Source organism: Rhodococcus sp. RD6.2 (assembly GCF_001040705.1).
Classification (GTDB): domain Bacteria; phylum Actinomycetota; class Actinomycetes; order Mycobacteriales; family Mycobacteriaceae; genus Rhodococcus_G.
Window position 1 is genome coordinate 781,117 of sequence record NZ_CVQP01000005.1, and the last position, 16,180, is coordinate 797,296.

The window sequence follows — 16,180 nt, forward strand, 5'->3', positions numbered from 1 at the left end:
AGGTCAGCTGCTGAAGGCCTCGATCGGCGGGCAGGAGCAGACCAGGTTCCGGTCGCCGTGGGCGCCGTCGATGCGACGTACCGGAGGCCAGATCTTGTCCGCGGTGCCCGCGGGGAACACCGCGAGTTCACGCGAGTACGGGTGGTCCCACTCGCCGACGAGGCAGGCCGCGGTGTGCGGGGCGCCGCGCAGCGGGTTGTCGTCCACCGGCCACTCCCCCGCGCCGACACGGTCGATCTCGCGGCGGATCGAGACCATCGCGTCGCAGAACCGGTCGATTTCGGCCAGGTTCTCCGACTCCGTCGGTTCGATCATGAGGGTGCCCGCAACCGGGAAGCTCATGGTCGGCGCGTGGAAACCGTAGTCCGCCAAACGCTTTGCGACATCATCGACGGTGACGCCGGTGTCCTTGGTGATCTGACGCAGGTCGATGATGCACTCGTGGGCGACCATCCCGTTGTCGCCGGTGTAGAGCACCGGGAAGTGCTCGTCGAGGCGGCGGGCGATGTAGTTGGCCGACGCGATCGCCGTCAACGACGCGGACCGCAGCCCGGCGGCTCCCATCATGCGGATGTAGGCCCAGGTGATCGGGAGAATCGAGGCGCTGCCGTACGGTGCCGCGGACACCGTCGGCCCGTCGCCGAGTTCGGGCGCGAGCGGGTGCCCGGGCAGGAACGGGGCGAGGTGCTCGCGGACGGCGACCGGCCCGACACCGGGTCCACCACCGCCGTGCGGGATGCAGAACGTCTTGTGCAGGTTCAGGTGGCTGACGTCGCCGCCGAACCGGCCGGGACGAGCGAGGCCGACGAGCGCGTTGAGGTTCGCGCCGTCGACGTACACCTGACCACCCGCATCGTGCACGGCCGCGCAGATCTCGGTGACCTCGTGCTCGTACACGCCGTGCGTGGACGGGTACGTGATCATGATCGCCGCGAGACGCTCGGCGTGATCGGCGATCTTCGCCCGCAGGTCGTCGAGGTCGACGTCACCGTTCGGACGGCACGCGACGACCTCGACGCGCATTCCTGCCATCACCGCAGACGCGGCGTTGGTGCCGTGCGCACTCGACGGGATCAGGCAGGTGTCGCGGTGGTCGTCGCCGCGTGAGAGGTGATAGTTCCGGATCGCGAGCAGGCCCGCGTACTCGCCCTGGCTTCCTGCGTTCGGCTGCAGGCTCACCCGGTCGTACCCGGTGACGGACGCCAGCCAGGACTCCAGGTCGGCGACGAGGCCGCGGATACCGACGGTGTCGTCGGCGGGCGCGAACGGATGCAGCGAATTGAACTGCGGCCAGGTGATGGCCTCCATCTCGGCGGCCGCGTTGAGCTTCATCGTGCACGACCCGAGCGGAATCATGCTGCGGTCGAGGGCGATGTCCTTGTCGGACAGCTTGCGCAGGTAGCGCATCATCGCGGTCTCGGTGCGGTGGCTCCGGAACGCGGGGTGGGTGAGGAACTCCGAGGTCCGGGCGAGCGCTGGCGGCATCGACTCCGCCGCATCCCCTGCGAGATCGCCTGCCACTCCGAATGCCGCAAGCACCGACTGCAGGTGCGCGGTGGTGGTCGCCTCGTCGCACGCGATGCCGACGTGATCCGCGTCGACGAGACGCAGGTTCACGTTCCAGCCCTTGGCGGCCGAGACGACGTCGTCGGCACGACCGGGCACGCGGGCGAGCACGGTGTCGAAGAAGTCGGTGTGCACCACGTCGATACCGCCCGCGCGCAGGCCCGCGGCGAGGGTGCGGGCGTACCCGTTGACGCGCCGGGCGATCGCGGTCAGGCCCTCGGCGCCGTGGTAGCTCGCGTACATCGCGGCGACGACCGCGAGGAGCACCTGCGCGGTACAGATGTTGGAGGTCGCCTTCTCGCGGCGGATGTGCTGTTCACGGGTCTGCAGCGCGAGCCGGTACGCCTTGTCTCCGTCGGCGTCGACGGAGACACCGACGAGGCGGCCGGGCAGCTGGCGGGCGTGCTTCGAGTGGACGGCGAGGTAGCCGGCGTGCGGGCCGCCGAATCCCATGGGGACACCGAACCGCTGGGTGGTGCCGAAGCAGGCGTCCGCGCCCATCTCCCCGGGTGGGGTCAGCAGCGTCAACGCCAGCAGGTCGGCGCCGACGGCGACGAGCGCGCCGCGCTCGTGTGCGGCGGAGATCAGCGACGAATGGTCGACGACGCGGCCCGATGCGCCGGGCACCTGGGCGAGGACGCCGAAGAAGTCACCCTCGGGCAGGCCAAGGGACAGGTCGGCCTCGACGACCTCGATGCCGAGCGGGGTCGCGCGGGTCTCGATGACGGCGCGAGTCTGCGGGAACAGATCGGCGTCGACGACGAACCGCGGCGACTTCGAACGTCCGGCGCGGCGCAGGAGGGTCATTGCCTCGGCTGCGGCAGTGGCCTCGTCGAGCATCGACGAGTTCGCGACCTCCATGCCCGTCAGATCGGAGACCATCGTCTGGAAGTTGATGAGGGCCTCGAGCCTGCCCTGACTGATCTCCGGCTGGTACGGCGTGTACGCGGTGTACCAGGCCGGGTTCTCGATCAGGTTCCGCACCAGCACCGGCGGCGTGAGGGTGTCGTAGTAGCCGAGCCCGATCATCGACGTCGCGACGGTGTTCCGTGCGGCGAGTGCCGCGAGCTCCGCGAGCACCTCGTGTTCGGACACCGCCGCGGGCAGCGTGTCCAGGCCCGCGCTGACGCCGTCGGTCACGGCGTCGAGGATGCTGCCGGGGATCGCCTTCTCGGCGAGGGTGTCGAGGGTGTCGACACCGATCACGTGCAGGATGCGCTCGAGTTCGGTGTGGTCCGGGCCGATATGCCGCAGGGCGAAATCGGCGGGGTCGAAGGTGGGCTGGTCAGGCAAGGCGACTCCCGGGGATTCGAGGCCACACCGCAGCGCCTGCGGTGCGTTCCTCCCCCTCTGTCGATTGCTCGTACCGAGCGCCTGAGAGATTCGGGTCGGCGCGGTGCCGATCCCTTTCCCCGTGGGCGGGTGGGTTCTCCCACCGCTTTCCAGAGGCGCCGATGCCCGCACGGTCCGGGTGCCTGAGAGATTGACGGGGAGGTGCTGCTCCTTCGGCGTCCGAACCTCGGTCCGGAGCTCTCCCGCGCGGCGACGACGCACCGTAATTCTATGCGACCGTCACCGAATCACCCGCACCCGTCCGTGTGGCACACACCACCGTCCCCCGGCAGGGCGGAACCTCGGCTAGCCGGTGCGACGGCTGCCGCGGTTGCGGCGACGCGAGGCCAGCTCGTCCTCGGGGCTCTGCTCGGACTCGCCGCCGTCGGCGCGTTCGGCCGGGAAGTCGGCGATAGTGCCGGTCAGCTCCCGCATTGCACCGCTTACGGCGATACCGAACACACCCTGCCCACCCTGGAGCAGGTCGACGACCTCTTCCGGCGACGTGCACTCGTACACCGTGGTGCCGTCGGAGAACAGAGTGATCTTCGCCAGGTCCGCGACGCCGCGCTTACGCAGGTGATCCACCGCGACCCGAATGTTCTGCAGCGAGATGCCGGTGTCGAGGAGTCGCTTGACGATCTTGAGGACGAGGATGTCCTTGAACGAGTACAGACGCTGGCTGCCCGAGCCTGCTGCGCCCCGGATCGACGGGACGACCAGCGACGTCCGCGCCCAGTAGTCGAGCTGGCGGTAGGTGATCCCCGCGATCTGGCATGCGATGGGAACCCGGTAGCCGACGAGCTCGTCGGGGATGGAATCGTCGGGGAACAGTCCGGGCTGGGCGTCGAGTACCTCGACCGCCTCGACCGGCGCCTCGGAATCGACGCGCTGATCGACATTCGCGTCCTGCGGCTGATCTACCACTGCCTGCTCCCTCTCGCACGGAAAACCGACCCGTGGATCCCCTCGGCCTACGCCTGGAATTCTCAGCGTACGCCCCGGTGAATCACATGGTGCGTATTCATGTCGGCCCGACGGTATGGGTCGAGGTTCATGCGGTCAATGCAACACGCCCAAAACGTTCAAAGCTTAGCCCCGCTTTAGCTGCGTTTACGTAGACGAGACGCTATCGAGACCAAGTGGTTCACAATCGTGACCTGGCCGAGCGTCGTGGTACCGCGAGTCAGCCGTCGGTGGCCTTGAAGTCGTCGGGCGAAACCGACTCGAGGAACTCCTTGAACTTCTCGACCTCGTCCTCGCGTTCATCGGGCATCACCAACCCGGCCTCCGCGAGAACGGCTTCCTCGGCGTAGATGGGAACCCCCGCCCGTAGCGCGATGGCAACCGAGTCGGACGGCCGCGCCGAAACGGTGACGTTCTGGTCGAACACCAGGTCCGCGTAGAACGTCCCCTCCTGCAGGTCGACGATCCGAACCTCGATCAGACGATGTCCCAACGCCCCGATCAACGTGGTGATCAGGTCGTGCGTCAGGGGGCGTGCCGGCTCGACTCCCTGCTGTTCGAGCACGATGGCAGTTGCCTCGGTCTGACCGATCCAGATCGGCAGGTATCGGTCGCCGTCCGCTTCCCGCAGCAGGAGGACGGGCGAATTCTGCGGTTGCTCGACGCGAATCCCGATCACACGCATCTCACTCATCGCGCCCGCCTCCCGTGAAAACCGTTGCTTCGACCGATTCTATGCCGATGTGAGAACCCGTGCCCGTACGCGCACGGACACTGCGGAGCCGCCGCACTCAGCGGTCGAGCGCCCCGCGAACAGCCGCCTTCACGAGGCAGGTGTGCAGGGTGAGGGACAGTGCGGCCAATTCACGCACCATTTCCTCCGCCCGATCGCGGGCGCCCGCGTCGCGGCCCTTCGCCACCGGCCCGGCGATCTGCGCGACCAGCCCCGCTTCACGATCGGCGGCAAGTTTGAACGCACGAAGGTGCCGGGCCTCCAGACCGAAGCCGGACATCGCCCTCGCCGTGCGGGCGAGGGTGACGGCGTCCTCGTCGAAGAAGCCCGCGGACCCGGGAACGATCAGCCCCGCACGGATCAGCTCGGTGAGGAAACCCTCGTCCACACCCGAACGTGCCAGCAGATCACTCCGACTGACCCGCACCTCACGGTCCGTCCGGAACTCCTCGGGCGACACCTCACCGGGTGCCACCGCCAGGACCCGCGGGCGGCGTGGTGCCGTGTCGGGCGCTCCGACGACAGCAGCGCCGCTGTCGATCGCCTCGAGCTGCTCCTTGATCACCTTGAGCGGCAGATACTGGTCACGCTGCGCGGTGAGCACATAGCGCAGCCGCTCGCAGTCGGCGATCGAGAACCGCCGGTAGCCCGACGGCGTCCGCTCCGGACTGATGAGCCCTTCCGCCTCCAGGAAGCGGATCTTCGAGATCGTCACATCCGGGAACTCGGGGCGGAGCCGATCCAGGACGGAGCCGATGGACATCCCTCCCGAACCCTGGCTCCGCTGCCCGACCGCGGTCATCAGCTTCCCGCACCCGCAGGTGAGTCGCCGGCCGCCGCGCGCGGTCCGGTCAGGAACACCAGCCGGAACTTGCCGATCTGCACCTCGTCGCCGTTCGCGAGCGTGGCCGAATCCACCGGCTCCCGGTTGACGTACGTGCCGTTGAGGCTTCCCACGTCGACGACCTGGAATTCGCTCTGTTCGCGCCGGAACTCGGCGTGCCGACGCGAGACCGTGACGTCGTCGAGAAAGATGTCACTGTCGGGGTGGCGTCCCGCCGAGGTCGTCGGGTGGTCGAGCAGGAACCGCGAACCGGCATTGGGGCCACGCTTGACGACCAGCAGTGCGGAACCGGAGGGCAGGCCCTCGACGCCGGAGACGGGCTGTTCGGTCGGCGCGGCGGTGCCGTCCAGGTCGCTGAGGAAATCCGCTCGGAAAACAGACGTGGTCTCGGCGGGGGTCTCCCCGTAGACCGCGTCGCTGTCGTTGTCGCTCACCGTTTCTCCTCCTCAGTCCGATATCCGGGAAGCCCCGAGCGGAGACCCGAACGAATCTGTAGACACAATCACAACCGATGCGGATCTGCGCCCCGACACGGCGAATGACCTTGTACTCGACCGTACCCTGCGAGCGCCTGTCCGCGTAGGCGCTCGCAGTGCGGGGCGGGTCGGGATCACTCCCCGGTCAGCTCCCGGTACGCATCGGGGTCGAGCATCGCAGCGAGTGCGGCATCGAGGGCGGGCTCGTCGGCGACCTCGAGTTCGACCAGCCACCCGGCGCCGTACGGCGCCGAATTCACCAGCTCCGGGGCGGAATCCAGATCCCCGTTCGCGGCAACAACTTTCGCGTTCAGCGGGGAGTAGATGTCGGAAACGCTCTTGGTGGACTCCACCTCGCCGAAGGACTCACCCGCGGTGGTCTCGTCGTCGACGGCGGGCAGCTGGACGAACACCACGTCGCCGAGCTGGGACTGCGCGAAGTCGGTGATGCCGACGCGCACCGTCGTCGATCCCGTCCGCTGCACCCACTCGTGCTCCGCCGTGTAACGCAGTTCGGCCGGGATGTTGGTCTCGCTCACCGTGAGGTCCTTTCGAAGAACAGGTGGTACTCGCCACGACAACGCCTGCGCGCTGCACGAGGACGGATGTTCAGTTTCCTGGCTGAGCGTATTGGCGTGGTTTCACCTCTCGCAAGGCGGCGGTCGTGACCTGCTCCGATTGTTCGACCGTCACCCTGCCACCGCTGCGGGCGACGGTGTCGACGACACCGCCGGGGATGTTCAACGCCGCCGCGAGCGTGGGCGGGTCGCCGATCGCGGTGACGGTGTAAGGCGCGGACAGTTTCTGGCCGTCGAGCTGCAGGTTTCCGGCCGTGCCCCGCACCCAGGAGTCGACACCCACCCGGATCGGCGGCGTACCGTTCCCGGTCACCTCGATGGACTCGGCGCCCGCGGCGCGCAGTTCCTGGATCATGTCCAAGATCACCTCGGAGCCGACACCTCCCGCCGGGTCGGTGACGGTGAGCACGACCCCCGGACCCGTCGCGGGCGCGGCGCCCACCTGGATGGAGAGCGCGGACAACCGGGCGTTGGCCTCGGCGAGCGCCGCCTCGGAACCGCCGCCGCTACGTTGCAGCGTCGCCAGCGTGTCCTGCAGCGTCGCGATCTCCTGTCGCAGTACCGCCTCCCGCTGCCCGAGGTTGTCGAGGATGACGAGCAGATCGGCGGGCCGGGCCGAATCGAGTGTGTCGCCGGAACCGGTGTCACGCACCTGGGTTGCGATCGCGACACCGAGCGCCGCCATCAACAGCGCGGCGAGGAGCCCGAACACCACCTTCGACCGGCGTGCGGACGCGGGCGTCTCGGTGTGCCATTCGTGCTTGCCCTCCGTGGCCATCGTCAGGCCCCGAACAGCCTGCGACGCAAGGCCGCCGCGTTGCCGAAGATGCGGATGCCGAGCACGACGATGATCGCGGTGGACAGCTGCGTCCCGACTCCCAGCTGGTCACCGAGCCAGACGATCAGCGCTGCGACGAGGACGTTGAACACGAAGGACACGACGAAGACCTTCGCGTCGAAGATCTCGTCGAGGTACGCCCGCAGCCCACCGAACACGGCGTCGAGCGCCGCGACGACCGCGATCGGCAGGTACGGCTGGATGGCGTCCGGCACCTGCGGCCGGAACACGATGCCCGCGACGATGCCCGCAACCAATGCGAGTACCCCGTAGATCGCGTAGCCGTTCCGAGCCGCGGTGACAGGTTTGACGGGTTTCACTGACCCCCCACTTCTCGTGCGCTCCTGATCTCCCGCGCCGTTGCGGCCGGAAGCGTGATGTCGTCGCTCTCGGCGATCCCGAATCCGACGCCGTACAACTGCTGGACACCGGACATGCGTAGATAGGCGTCACTGACGACGAAACCGGTCTGCAGTCGTGACGGCTGTCCGATCGCCGACACCACGTACGGCGACGGCACCGGCTGATTGTCCACGAGCATCGCGCCGCCCGCCTGCCGGATCGTCACGCCCGGACCCACTCGCACGTTCCCGACGGCGACGGCCTCGGCGCCCGAGTTCCACAACCCGTTCACCACGGCCTGCAAGTCACGGTCGATGATGACGGGATTCGCGTCCGCGCCGGGACGGGACCGATCGGACAGGTCCGGCCGCGCGGCGGGATCGCTGAGGGTGACGGTGATCCCGGGACCGTGGACCGGGGTGAGGGCGGCGTCCTGCTCCAGGGTCTCGATCCGGCCCAGAACGGCGGCACCGTCGGCGTCGCCGGCGAGCGCCGAGGTGCGCGCGGCATCGGTTCGGGCGAGCAGGTCGTCCCGCGTCGCGGCCAGATCGGCGCCGCGCGCTTCGGCGGCGTCGACCTGCGTGAGGATGTCGCTGCGCACCTGGTCCGTTCCGGGCGCTCGGTCGGACGCCTCGGCGTAGGCGACACCGAAGATCAGCCCCAGGACCAAGGCACCGCCCGCGCACCACGCGGTCGCGTGCAGCGGCCGGTGCCGCGCGTGGTCACGTTCACGGTCCTCGGCGGCCGCCGCGTACCCGGGGTCGAGCCCCTCCGCGAGGAGCGCCGTGAGCAGCGACGGCGTCGGATTTCGCCGGACGCCGGTCGGGGCATCCACCCCGTTCTCACTCACGGCGATTCCGCTCGCAGGTCGGAACCCCCGGGGACGGGTACCTCGCGGGCGATGTTGCGGGCGGCGAGCAGGTACAGCGCACCCGTCCACACGTAGAGCGCGGTGCCCCACACCAGGAGCGCGTACCCGAGGGCGTTCGCCGTGGACGCGATCGCCCAGTCCCCCTGCGCCGCCAACACGAGTGGCAACGCGATCATCAACGCGAACGTCGCCGCCTTGCCCAGGTACATCACCGACGGCGGAGGCAGGCCGCGGCGCCGGTAGACCTGCAGGCTGATCGCGAGGGCCAGGTCGCGGCCGATCAGGAGCAACGCCACCCACCACGGGATCATGTCCCGGATCGCGAACGCGACCAGCGTGGTCACGACGTACAGCCGGTCGACCAGGGGATCCAGCAGACCACCGAGGGTCGACATCTGGTTCAGCATCCGCGCGAGCTTGCCGTCCGCCCAGTCGGTGAAGCCGCTGAGCATGAGGATCGCCAACGCCCACCCGTCGGCCTCCGGCCCCAGAAGCAGGTACGCGAACACCGGAACGCCGATCAGCCGGAGCAGGCTGAGCACGTTGGGCACCGTGAACACCCGGTCGGTGACCATCAGGGCCTCCCCCGCTACCTGCGGCCGCTCTGCGCTGTCCACGTCAACTCCCACATCTCGCTCGCCGGGCAAACCCGATCGGGGCCCGGTCAAGCCTGTCACACAGGTGGGGTGGGCGCGGGCAGGCAGGCCACGGAGTCGGCGGTGAGGCTGCCGAGGTACAACCGTCCACCCGATTCACGGACACCCGTGACCGGCGCGTAGCTGTGACGGTCGCCGCGCAGGTCGTGTACGACCCTCCCGTCGCCGTCGAACCCGAGCACCCGGCCGCGCAGGACGGGCTGCGGCGCGAGTCGATCCGGGAGGTTGGCGGCGACGATCCGCAGTGCGGGGTACGGGGCCATCCGGTCCAGCGCGGAAAGCCGGGGGCTGTACAGCGCCACCCAGAAGATGCCGCGCTCGGTCTGGGAGGCGATGTTGTCGGGAAAACCGGGCAGGTTGTCCACCCAGGTCGTTGCGGTGCCGGCGGTCGGGCCACGCAGGTCGACGCGGCGGATCGCGTAGCCGGCGGTCTCCGCCACGAGGAGGTACGACTCGTCGACGGCGAGACCGACCCCGTTCCCGAACTGCAGCCCGGCGAGCAAGACGTCGGTCTCGCCGGTCGCGGGGTCGAACCGGATCAGGCGACCCGTCCCCGAGTGTTCGATCGCGTCGAGTCGGTGCTCCGCGAGGCGGAAGCGGGCAGACGAGTCGGTGAAATAGACGACTCCGGCAGAGTCGACGGCGGCGTTGTTACAGAGGAGCAGTGGCGATCCCGCCGCGGTGTCGGTCAGAACGTCGACTCGACCGCTGTCGTCGACACGAAGCAGCCCGCGGTCGGCATCGCACACGAGGTAGCGGCCGTCGGCGAGGACCTCGATGCCGAGCGGCCGGCCTCCGGTGTCGGCGATCCGGGTGACGCTGGCCGGGCCGTCGAACCGCCAGATCGCACCGTCGTCGGTACCGGCGACAACCCGGCCCTCACTGTCGACGGCGACGTCCTCCGGTCCCGTCGATCCAGGGAGTGGCCACCGTTCGACGGTGTCGAGATCGAATGGGGGACCTGATGTCTCCCGGGGCGCGGGAGGCGGTTTCCACGCGACCGGCTCCACGCCGGTGCGGTCGAGGAGGGTGAGGGCGCGACGGAGCGGTCCCATGACGGCAACAGTAGCCCCGGGTGGACCGCGCCCGCGACTACTTGGCCGCGAAATCCGGCTGCGCGTACTCCGCGACGCGGGTGGTGCGACCGTGGATCACGACCTCGCGGAACTGGTGGATCAGCGCGGCGGTCGGCGCGAACATGGCTCCGCCGCGGAACGGCCAGCGAAGGTAGGGCGGCGCATCGTCGGGCATACCGGGGACCGGTTGGATCAGCGGATCGACGTCGACCTCGCCCATGGTCACCTCGAACACCACCGCCACTTCACCCGCGTTCGGAACGATGGGGGCGCTCGGGCGACCGATCCACACCACGACCGGGGTGATCACGTAGCCGGATCGCGTGACGTAGTCGTCGAGCAGTCCGAGCACGGCATCCGCACCCGCGACGACGCCGACTTCCTCCTCCAGCTCACGCACGGCCGCCATCTCGGGCGTCTCCCCGGGATCGATGCTGCCGCCGGGGAGCGCGAACTGGCCGGCGTGCGCCCGCATGCGGGGTTGCCGTCGAGTCAGCAACAGCCGCGATCCCGCGTCGTCGGTGATGACGGCGAGCGCCACTGCGGCACGGCGGGTTCCGGTGTCGGGGACCGCGATCCGGTCGAACGCCGAAACCCTGGCGGCGCACTCCTCACGGGTCAGGCTCGGACCGGGATCGCTCGGCGGCGCCGAGGTCGGATCCTCGTCCCGCGTGGTCGGCTGGTGGGGTTCCATTCCCCGACGGTAGCCGCTCAGGCGAGGGCGTCGACGTAGGCGCCCTGCCAGACACTGTCGAACGGGGTGCGGGCACCGATGCGTCCGGCGATTCCGGCGGTGACGAATTCCTTCGCGAACTCCACCGCGGACTCGATCTCCGCACCCTTGGCCAGTTCCGCCGTCACCGCGGCGGCGAGAGTGCAGCCCGCGCCGGAGACGCGTTCCTGCCCGACCTTGGGTGCACGCAGGATCGTCACCTCGCTGCCGTCGAACAGGACGTCGACGGCATCGTCGCCGGGGAGTTCGACACCACCCTTGGCGATCACGTGCGCGGGTCCGAGGTCGTGGATGCGGCGCGCGGCTTCGACGAGGTCGTCGACGGAGTCGATCGACTCCATTCCCGCGAGAGTGCGTGCCTCGAACAGGTTCGGGGTCACCACCGTTGCCAGCGGAAGAATCTGCTCCCGCAGGGCGGTGTCGGTGTCGAGTGCGGCTCCGGGTTCCTGCCCCTTGCAGATGAGCACCGGATCGAGCACGACCTGCCGCCACGACTGGCGACGCAGTCCGTCCGCGACGACCTCGATCGTGTCGGGGGTACCGAGCATGCCGATCTTGACGACGTCGAGGTCGTGCGCGGCGGTCGCCGCCTCGATCTGGTCGGCGATGACGCCGGGCGCGATCGGGACGAAACGATGACCCCAGCCGGCCTTCGGGTCGAAGGAGACGATGCAGGTGACGGTGCCGACACCGTAGACACCGAGCTCCTGAAAAGTCTTGAGGTCGACCTGCAGGCCGGCGCCACCGGTCGCTTCCGATCCGGCGATGACATAGGCGAGGTCGACCACGAGGAGCTCCTTCGAGAACATGTTCAGCGCGCCCCTCCACCGGGACGGCGCCCGTTGACGAGAATAGTCGTCCGACACGGTCGCCGACCGAGGACCTGCTCGCGGCCCCGATCTCTCGCGGCGCCGTCCGAGCACGACTCACGAACGCTGTGTGCAGGCAAGGACATTCGTGCGGATCGGACCGCACTACACTCCACCGAGCCGGCTCTGCGCAGTGAGCCCGTACACGAAGAAACCCCGGTGAGAATTTCTTCTCACCGGGGTTTCTGCGTCGGGCTGACAGGATTTGAACCTGCGACCACCTGACCCCCAGTCAGGTGCGCTACCAAGCTGCGCCACAGCCCGCCGCGCTCTTTCGGGCGCTCGCAAAGATTACATCAGTGGCACTCGGAAGAGCGAATCGGCAGGTCACACGCCTTGTCCGGGGTCAGCGGGTCCGGCGGTCAGCGCTTCTTGCGGTCCCGCTTCTCGCGAACTCGCACCGAGACGCGGACCGGACTGCCGTCGAAACCGAACTCCTCACGCAGTCGGCGCTCGAGGAACCGGCGGTAGCCCGCCTCGAGGAATCCCGAGGTGAACAACACGAACGTCGGCGGCCGCGTGCTCGCTTGCGTCGCGAACAGGATCCGCGGCAACCGGCCTCCACGCATCGGCGGCGGGGTCGCCGCGACGACCTCCTTGAGCCAGGTGTTGAGGCGCCCCGTCGGCACCCGCTTGTCCCACGACTCCAACGCCGTCTCCAGCGCGGGGACGAGCTTCTGCACGGCGCGACCGGTGTGGGCCGAGATGTTGACGCGCTGCGCCCACGGCACCCGAACCAGTTCCCGGTCGATCTCCTTCTCCAGCATCAACCGGCGGTCCTCGTCGACGAGATCCCACTTGTTGAACGCCAGCACCAGCGCACGACCGGTCTCGGCGACCATCGACAGCACCCGCAGGTCCTGCTCCGTGATCGGCTGCGACGCGTCGATCAGCAGGATCGCGACCTCCGCGGCCTCGATCGCCGACTTCGTGCGCAGCGACGCGTAGAACTCATGCCCGCTGGCGTGACTGACCTTGCGGCGCAGTCCCGCGGTGTCGACGAACCGCCACACCTTGCCACCGAGCTCGACGAGCGAGTCGACGGGGTCGACGGTGGTGCCCGCGACGTCGTGCACAACGGAACGCTCGTCGCCGGACAGCTTGTTGATCAGGCTGGACTTGCCGACATTCGGCTTGCCCACCAGCGCGACACGGCGCGGTCCCTGGCCACCGGTGCCCTCACGCGGCGTCTCCGGCAGCACGGCGAGCACCTCGTCGAGGAGGTCACCGGTACCGCGGCCGTGGATGGCGCTGACCGGGTACGGCTGGCCGAGCCCGAGCGACCACAGGGCCGCCGCTTCGGCCTCGGTGCGCTCGTCGTCAACCTTGTTGGCCACCAACAGGACCGGGGTCTTCGAGCGGCGCAGCACCTTGGCCACCGCCTCGTCGGTGGCGGTGGCGCCGACGACGCCGTCCACCACAAGGATGATCGCGTCCGCGGTCCGCATCGCCAGTTCGGCCTGGCGGGCCACCGACTGCTGCAGTCCCTTCGCGTCGGGCTCCCAGCCACCGGTGTCCTGCACCATGAATCGACGTCCGGCCCAGTTCGCGTCGTACGACACGCGGTCGCGGGTGACGCCCGGGATGTCCTCGACGACGGCCTCACGGCGGCCGATGATGCGGTTCACCAGCGTCGACTTGCCCACGTTGGGGCGGCCGACGATCGCGAGGGTCGGGACGGCGACGTGCTCCTCGCCCTCGACTCCGGACTCGAGATCGGCGATCTCCCAGTCGGATTCCTCGCTCCAGATGCCGTCACCGGCGTAGGCGTCGCCGCCGAATTCGAACTCGTCGCTCACTGCACCACTCCAGTTCTGTCCCGAACCACCATCAGCAGCCGGCCGATCACGTCGTCGATTCCGATCTCGCTGGTGTCCACGAGCACCGAGTCGTCGGCGGGTCGCAGCGGCGAGACCGCACGGGTCGAGTCGAGGTGGTCGCGGCGCTGCACGTCGGCGAGCACGGCCTTGTAGTCGTCGCCGCGGCCTTCCGCGACGTTCTGCGCGTTGCGGCGCAGCGCGCGGGCCTCGGCCGACGCCGTGAGGTAGATCTTCACGTCCGCGTCCGGCAGGACGACGGTCCCGATGTCGCGGCCCTCCACGACGATTCGCGGATGCTGCGCGATGAACTCACGCTGCTTGTCGACGAGGAGCTCACGTACTCGTGGAACCGCGGACACCGCGGACACGGCCGCGGTGACGGCTCCTCCGCGGATCTCGTCGGTGACGTCCTCACCGGCGAGCAGAACGCGGTCCGAGGACGGATCGGTTCCGACCGACAGGACGAGCGCCTCGGTGGCGGCCGACACCGCGTCGGCGTCGTCGACGTCGACCCCGGACCGCAGCACGTTCAGCGTCGCGATCCGGTACATGGCGCCGGTGTCGAGATAGCGAGCGGCGAGCGCGTCGGCGAGTCGGCGCGACACGCTCGACTTTCCGGTGCCGGACGGCCCGTCCATCGCCACGACGAGTGGCGTGGTCACGTCCTCGCTCACAGACCGACCGCCTGGTACAGGCTGCCGACCTCGCCGCGACCCAGCACCCGCAGGGTGCCTGGGCGCCCGTCACCGAGCGCGACGGCGCCGATGTCGGTGCGGACCAGCCGCACCACCGGGTACCCGGCAGCGTCGAGGAGGCGGCGGACGATGTGCTTGCGGCCCTCGTGCAGGACGAGCTTCACCAGCGACTGCTTGCCGTTGACGTCGAGGAGCGTGAATGCGTCGACCTTCGCCGGACCGTCCTCGAGCTCGATGCCCGCCTTGAGCTTCTTGCCCAGGCTGCGGTCGACGACGCCGTTGACAGTTGCGAGGTACGTCTTCGGCACCTCGAAGGACGGGTGCATCAGCCGGTGCGCGAGATCACCGTCGTTGGTCAGCAGGATCAGTCCCTCGGTGTCGGCGTCGAGGCGACCGACGTGGAACAGGCGCTGCCCGGCGGACACCCGCTCGGACACAATGTCGCCGATGCACGGCCGGCCGAGGTCGTCGGACATCGTCGACTGCCAACCGCGCGGCTTGTTCAGCGCGATGTGCACGAGGTCCTTCTTCACGACGACCCGAACGCCGTCCACGCGAACCACGGCGTTCTCGGGATCGACCCGCAGGCCCTGCTCGACCACGATGTGGCCGTCGACCTCGACGCGACCCTGCTCGATGAGTTCCTCGGCCGCGCGGCGCGATGCGACGCCTGCCTGCGCGAGCACCTTCTGCAGGCGCACGCCCTCACCTGCGGCGAGCTGCTTCGGGGCGGCACCGTCGGTGTACTGGTGGCGCGCCGGCTTGGCGTTGCTGATCTTCGGGTTGACCTGCACCTGCTGGCGCTGCGGCTTCGTCTGCTTCGGCTTGCCTCGCTTGTTGGTGGCGCCTGCGGCGCCTGCCGCGGCCGCCTGACCGCGGTGGGGCTTCTTCGGAGCGCCCGCGCCGGTCCGCGGTGCGCCGCCGGTGCCGCTCCGCGTTGCGCCTGTGCCACTGCTGCCGCTGCGCGACGCGCCCGTGCCGCTGCGCGGAGCGTCCTTCTTGCCTGTCGTGCTGCGGGCGGGCTTTCCCCTACCCCTGTCCGGTGTGCCATCACGGCGAGCGGATCTGTTCACTTTTCTTTCCTGTTCACTTCTCAGCGGTCGAGTGAACGGAACCGTTCACTCGATCAATTGTCCTCGTCGACACTTGTGTCGACGACGGGTTTCGTGTCCGGCTGCACGCGTCGCAGGCGTGCGAAACGCGGGTCGGACTCCACGTCCTCGCTGATGTCGTCGATCACGTCGACATCGGGCAGCAACGGCGCCACAGGCGGCAGATCCGCCAGCGAGGACAACCCGAGCCGTTCGAGGAACAGCTCGGTCGTCGCGTACGTGGTCGCGTTGGTGTCGGGATCGGTCCCGGCCTCCGCGATCAGACCCCGGGCGAAGAGGGTGCGCATGACGCCGTCGACGTTCACTCCGCGCACCGCGCTCACCCGCGCGCGGGTCAACGGTTGACGGTACGCAACTACAGCCAATGTTTCCAACGCTGCACGTGTGAGCTTCGACCGAGCCCCGTCGAGCAGAAGCCGCTCCACGTACGGTGCGTACTCGTTCCGGGTGTAGAACCGCCACCCCTCGGCAGCACGCCGGAGGTCGATTCCACTGCGCCGCGCCGACAATGCGCCCGACATGCGTCGCAGCGTCTTCTCGACTCGGGCCCGGGGTTCGCCGACCGCCGACGCGAGCGCCTCCGTCGCGGCGGGCGCATCTATGACGAGAAGCACAGCTTCGAGCGCCGACTCGAGTTCGTCGTCGTCCATGGCGTCGTCGGAAAATGCGGTGT

The 16,180-nt window shown here is 69.0% G+C and carries 17 protein-coding genes, 1 tRNA gene and 1 riboswitch; all 18 genes read right to left on the reverse strand.

The window, feature by feature from the left end; all coding sequences use genetic code 11:
• Positions 1 to 3: 3 nt before the first annotated feature.
• Positions 4 to 2,859, reverse strand: coding sequence for an aminomethyl-transferring glycine dehydrogenase (gene gcvP, locus RHCRD62_RS09955; protein ID WP_050064474.1), 2,856 nt, complete (start codon positions 2,857 to 2,859; stop codon positions 4 to 6).
• Between the two features lie 160 nt (positions 2,860 to 3,019).
• Positions 3,020 to 3,114: riboswitch (glycine riboswitch) on the reverse strand.
• Positions 3,115 to 3,204: 90 nt separating this feature from the next.
• Positions 3,205 to 3,825 carry a MerR family transcriptional regulator gene (locus RHCRD62_RS09960; protein ID WP_050064475.1) on the reverse strand — a complete coding sequence of 207 codons (621 nt, stop codon included), beginning with the start codon at positions 3,823 to 3,825 and terminating at the stop codon, positions 3,205 to 3,207.
• 259 nt (positions 3,826 to 4,084) lie between these two features.
• Entirely contained in the window at positions 4,085 to 4,558 is a 474-nt protein-coding gene (locus RHCRD62_RS09965) for a bifunctional nuclease family protein (RefSeq protein WP_050064476.1), read from the reverse strand.
• 97 nt (positions 4,559 to 4,655) lie between these two features.
• On the reverse strand, positions 4,656 to 5,399 hold the full coding sequence (locus RHCRD62_RS09970; protein WP_050064477.1) for a transcriptional regulator FtsR: 744 nt from the start codon (positions 5,397 to 5,399) through the stop codon (positions 4,656 to 4,658).
• Positions 5,399 to 5,875 (reverse strand): glycogen accumulation regulator GarA, encoded by a 477-nt coding sequence (gene garA, locus RHCRD62_RS09975; RefSeq protein WP_050064478.1) that lies wholly within the window; start codon positions 5,873 to 5,875, stop codon positions 5,399 to 5,401. Before garA ends, RHCRD62_RS09970 begins: the two co-directional genes overlap by 1 nt.
• Before the next feature lie 176 nt (positions 5,876 to 6,051).
• Positions 6,052 to 6,456, reverse strand: coding sequence for a glycine cleavage system protein GcvH (gcvH, locus tag RHCRD62_RS09980; RefSeq protein WP_050064479.1), 405 nt, complete (start codon positions 6,454 to 6,456; stop codon positions 6,052 to 6,054).
• Positions 6,457 to 6,526: 70 nt separating this feature from the next.
• A complete protein-coding gene (locus RHCRD62_RS09985) occupies positions 6,527 to 7,273 on the reverse strand; it encodes a DUF881 domain-containing protein (protein ID WP_050064480.1) in 747 nt (248 codons plus the stop codon).
• A 2-nt stretch (positions 7,274 to 7,275) separates the two neighbouring features.
• Positions 7,276 to 7,653, reverse strand: a complete 378-nt coding sequence (locus tag RHCRD62_RS09990) for a small basic family protein (RefSeq protein WP_050064481.1) — start codon at positions 7,651 to 7,653, stop codon at positions 7,276 to 7,278.
• Positions 7,650 to 8,525: a DUF881 domain-containing protein gene (locus tag RHCRD62_RS09995; protein ID WP_253277260.1), complete on the reverse strand. Its 876-nt coding sequence runs from the start codon at positions 8,523 to 8,525 to the stop codon at positions 7,650 to 7,652. The genes RHCRD62_RS09990 and RHCRD62_RS09995 overlap by 4 nt, the downstream gene beginning before the upstream one ends.
• Positions 8,522 to 9,121 carry a cardiolipin synthase ClsA gene (locus RHCRD62_RS10000; protein ID WP_050064482.1) on the reverse strand — a complete coding sequence of 200 codons (600 nt, stop codon included), beginning with the start codon at positions 9,119 to 9,121 and terminating at the stop codon, positions 8,522 to 8,524. The genes RHCRD62_RS09995 and RHCRD62_RS10000 overlap by 4 nt, the downstream gene beginning before the upstream one ends.
• Before the next feature lie 98 nt (positions 9,122 to 9,219).
• Entirely contained in the window at positions 9,220 to 10,257 is a 1,038-nt protein-coding gene (locus RHCRD62_RS10005; protein WP_050064483.1) for an SMP-30/gluconolactonase/LRE family protein, read from the reverse strand.
• 37 nt (positions 10,258 to 10,294) lie between these two features.
• Positions 10,295 to 10,972, reverse strand: coding sequence for an NUDIX hydrolase (locus tag RHCRD62_RS10010; protein ID WP_084734166.1), 678 nt, complete (start codon positions 10,970 to 10,972; stop codon positions 10,295 to 10,297).
• Between the two features lie 17 nt (positions 10,973 to 10,989).
• The gene (gene thiD, locus RHCRD62_RS10015) at positions 10,990 to 11,799 is read right to left on the reverse strand and encodes a bifunctional hydroxymethylpyrimidine kinase/phosphomethylpyrimidine kinase (RefSeq protein ID WP_050064602.1); all 810 of its coding nucleotides are present in this window, start codon (positions 11,797 to 11,799) and stop codon (positions 10,990 to 10,992) included.
• Positions 11,800 to 12,070: 271 nt separating this feature from the next.
• Positions 12,071 to 12,144: transfer RNA gene (locus RHCRD62_RS10020), tRNA-Pro, on the reverse strand.
• A gap of 98 nt (positions 12,145 to 12,242) precedes the next feature.
• A complete protein-coding gene (gene der, locus RHCRD62_RS10025; RefSeq protein ID WP_050064484.1) occupies positions 12,243 to 13,679 on the reverse strand; it encodes a ribosome biogenesis GTPase Der in 1,437 nt (478 codons plus the stop codon).
• Complete coding sequence (cmk, locus tag RHCRD62_RS10030) at positions 13,676 to 14,338, reverse strand: (d)CMP kinase (RefSeq protein WP_050064603.1); 663 nt, start codon at positions 14,336 to 14,338, stop codon at positions 13,676 to 13,678. The genes der and cmk overlap by 4 nt, the downstream gene beginning before the upstream one ends.
• A gap of 32 nt (positions 14,339 to 14,370) precedes the next feature.
• The gene (locus RHCRD62_RS10035; protein WP_084734167.1) at positions 14,371 to 15,468 is read right to left on the reverse strand and encodes a pseudouridine synthase; all 1,098 of its coding nucleotides are present in this window, start codon (positions 15,466 to 15,468) and stop codon (positions 14,371 to 14,373) included.
• Positions 15,469 to 15,521: 53 nt separating this feature from the next.
• Positions 15,522 to 16,157, reverse strand: a complete 636-nt coding sequence (scpB, locus tag RHCRD62_RS10040) for an SMC-Scp complex subunit ScpB (protein WP_050064605.1) — start codon at positions 16,155 to 16,157, stop codon at positions 15,522 to 15,524.
• Between the last annotated feature and the right edge of the window lie 23 nt (positions 16,158 to 16,180).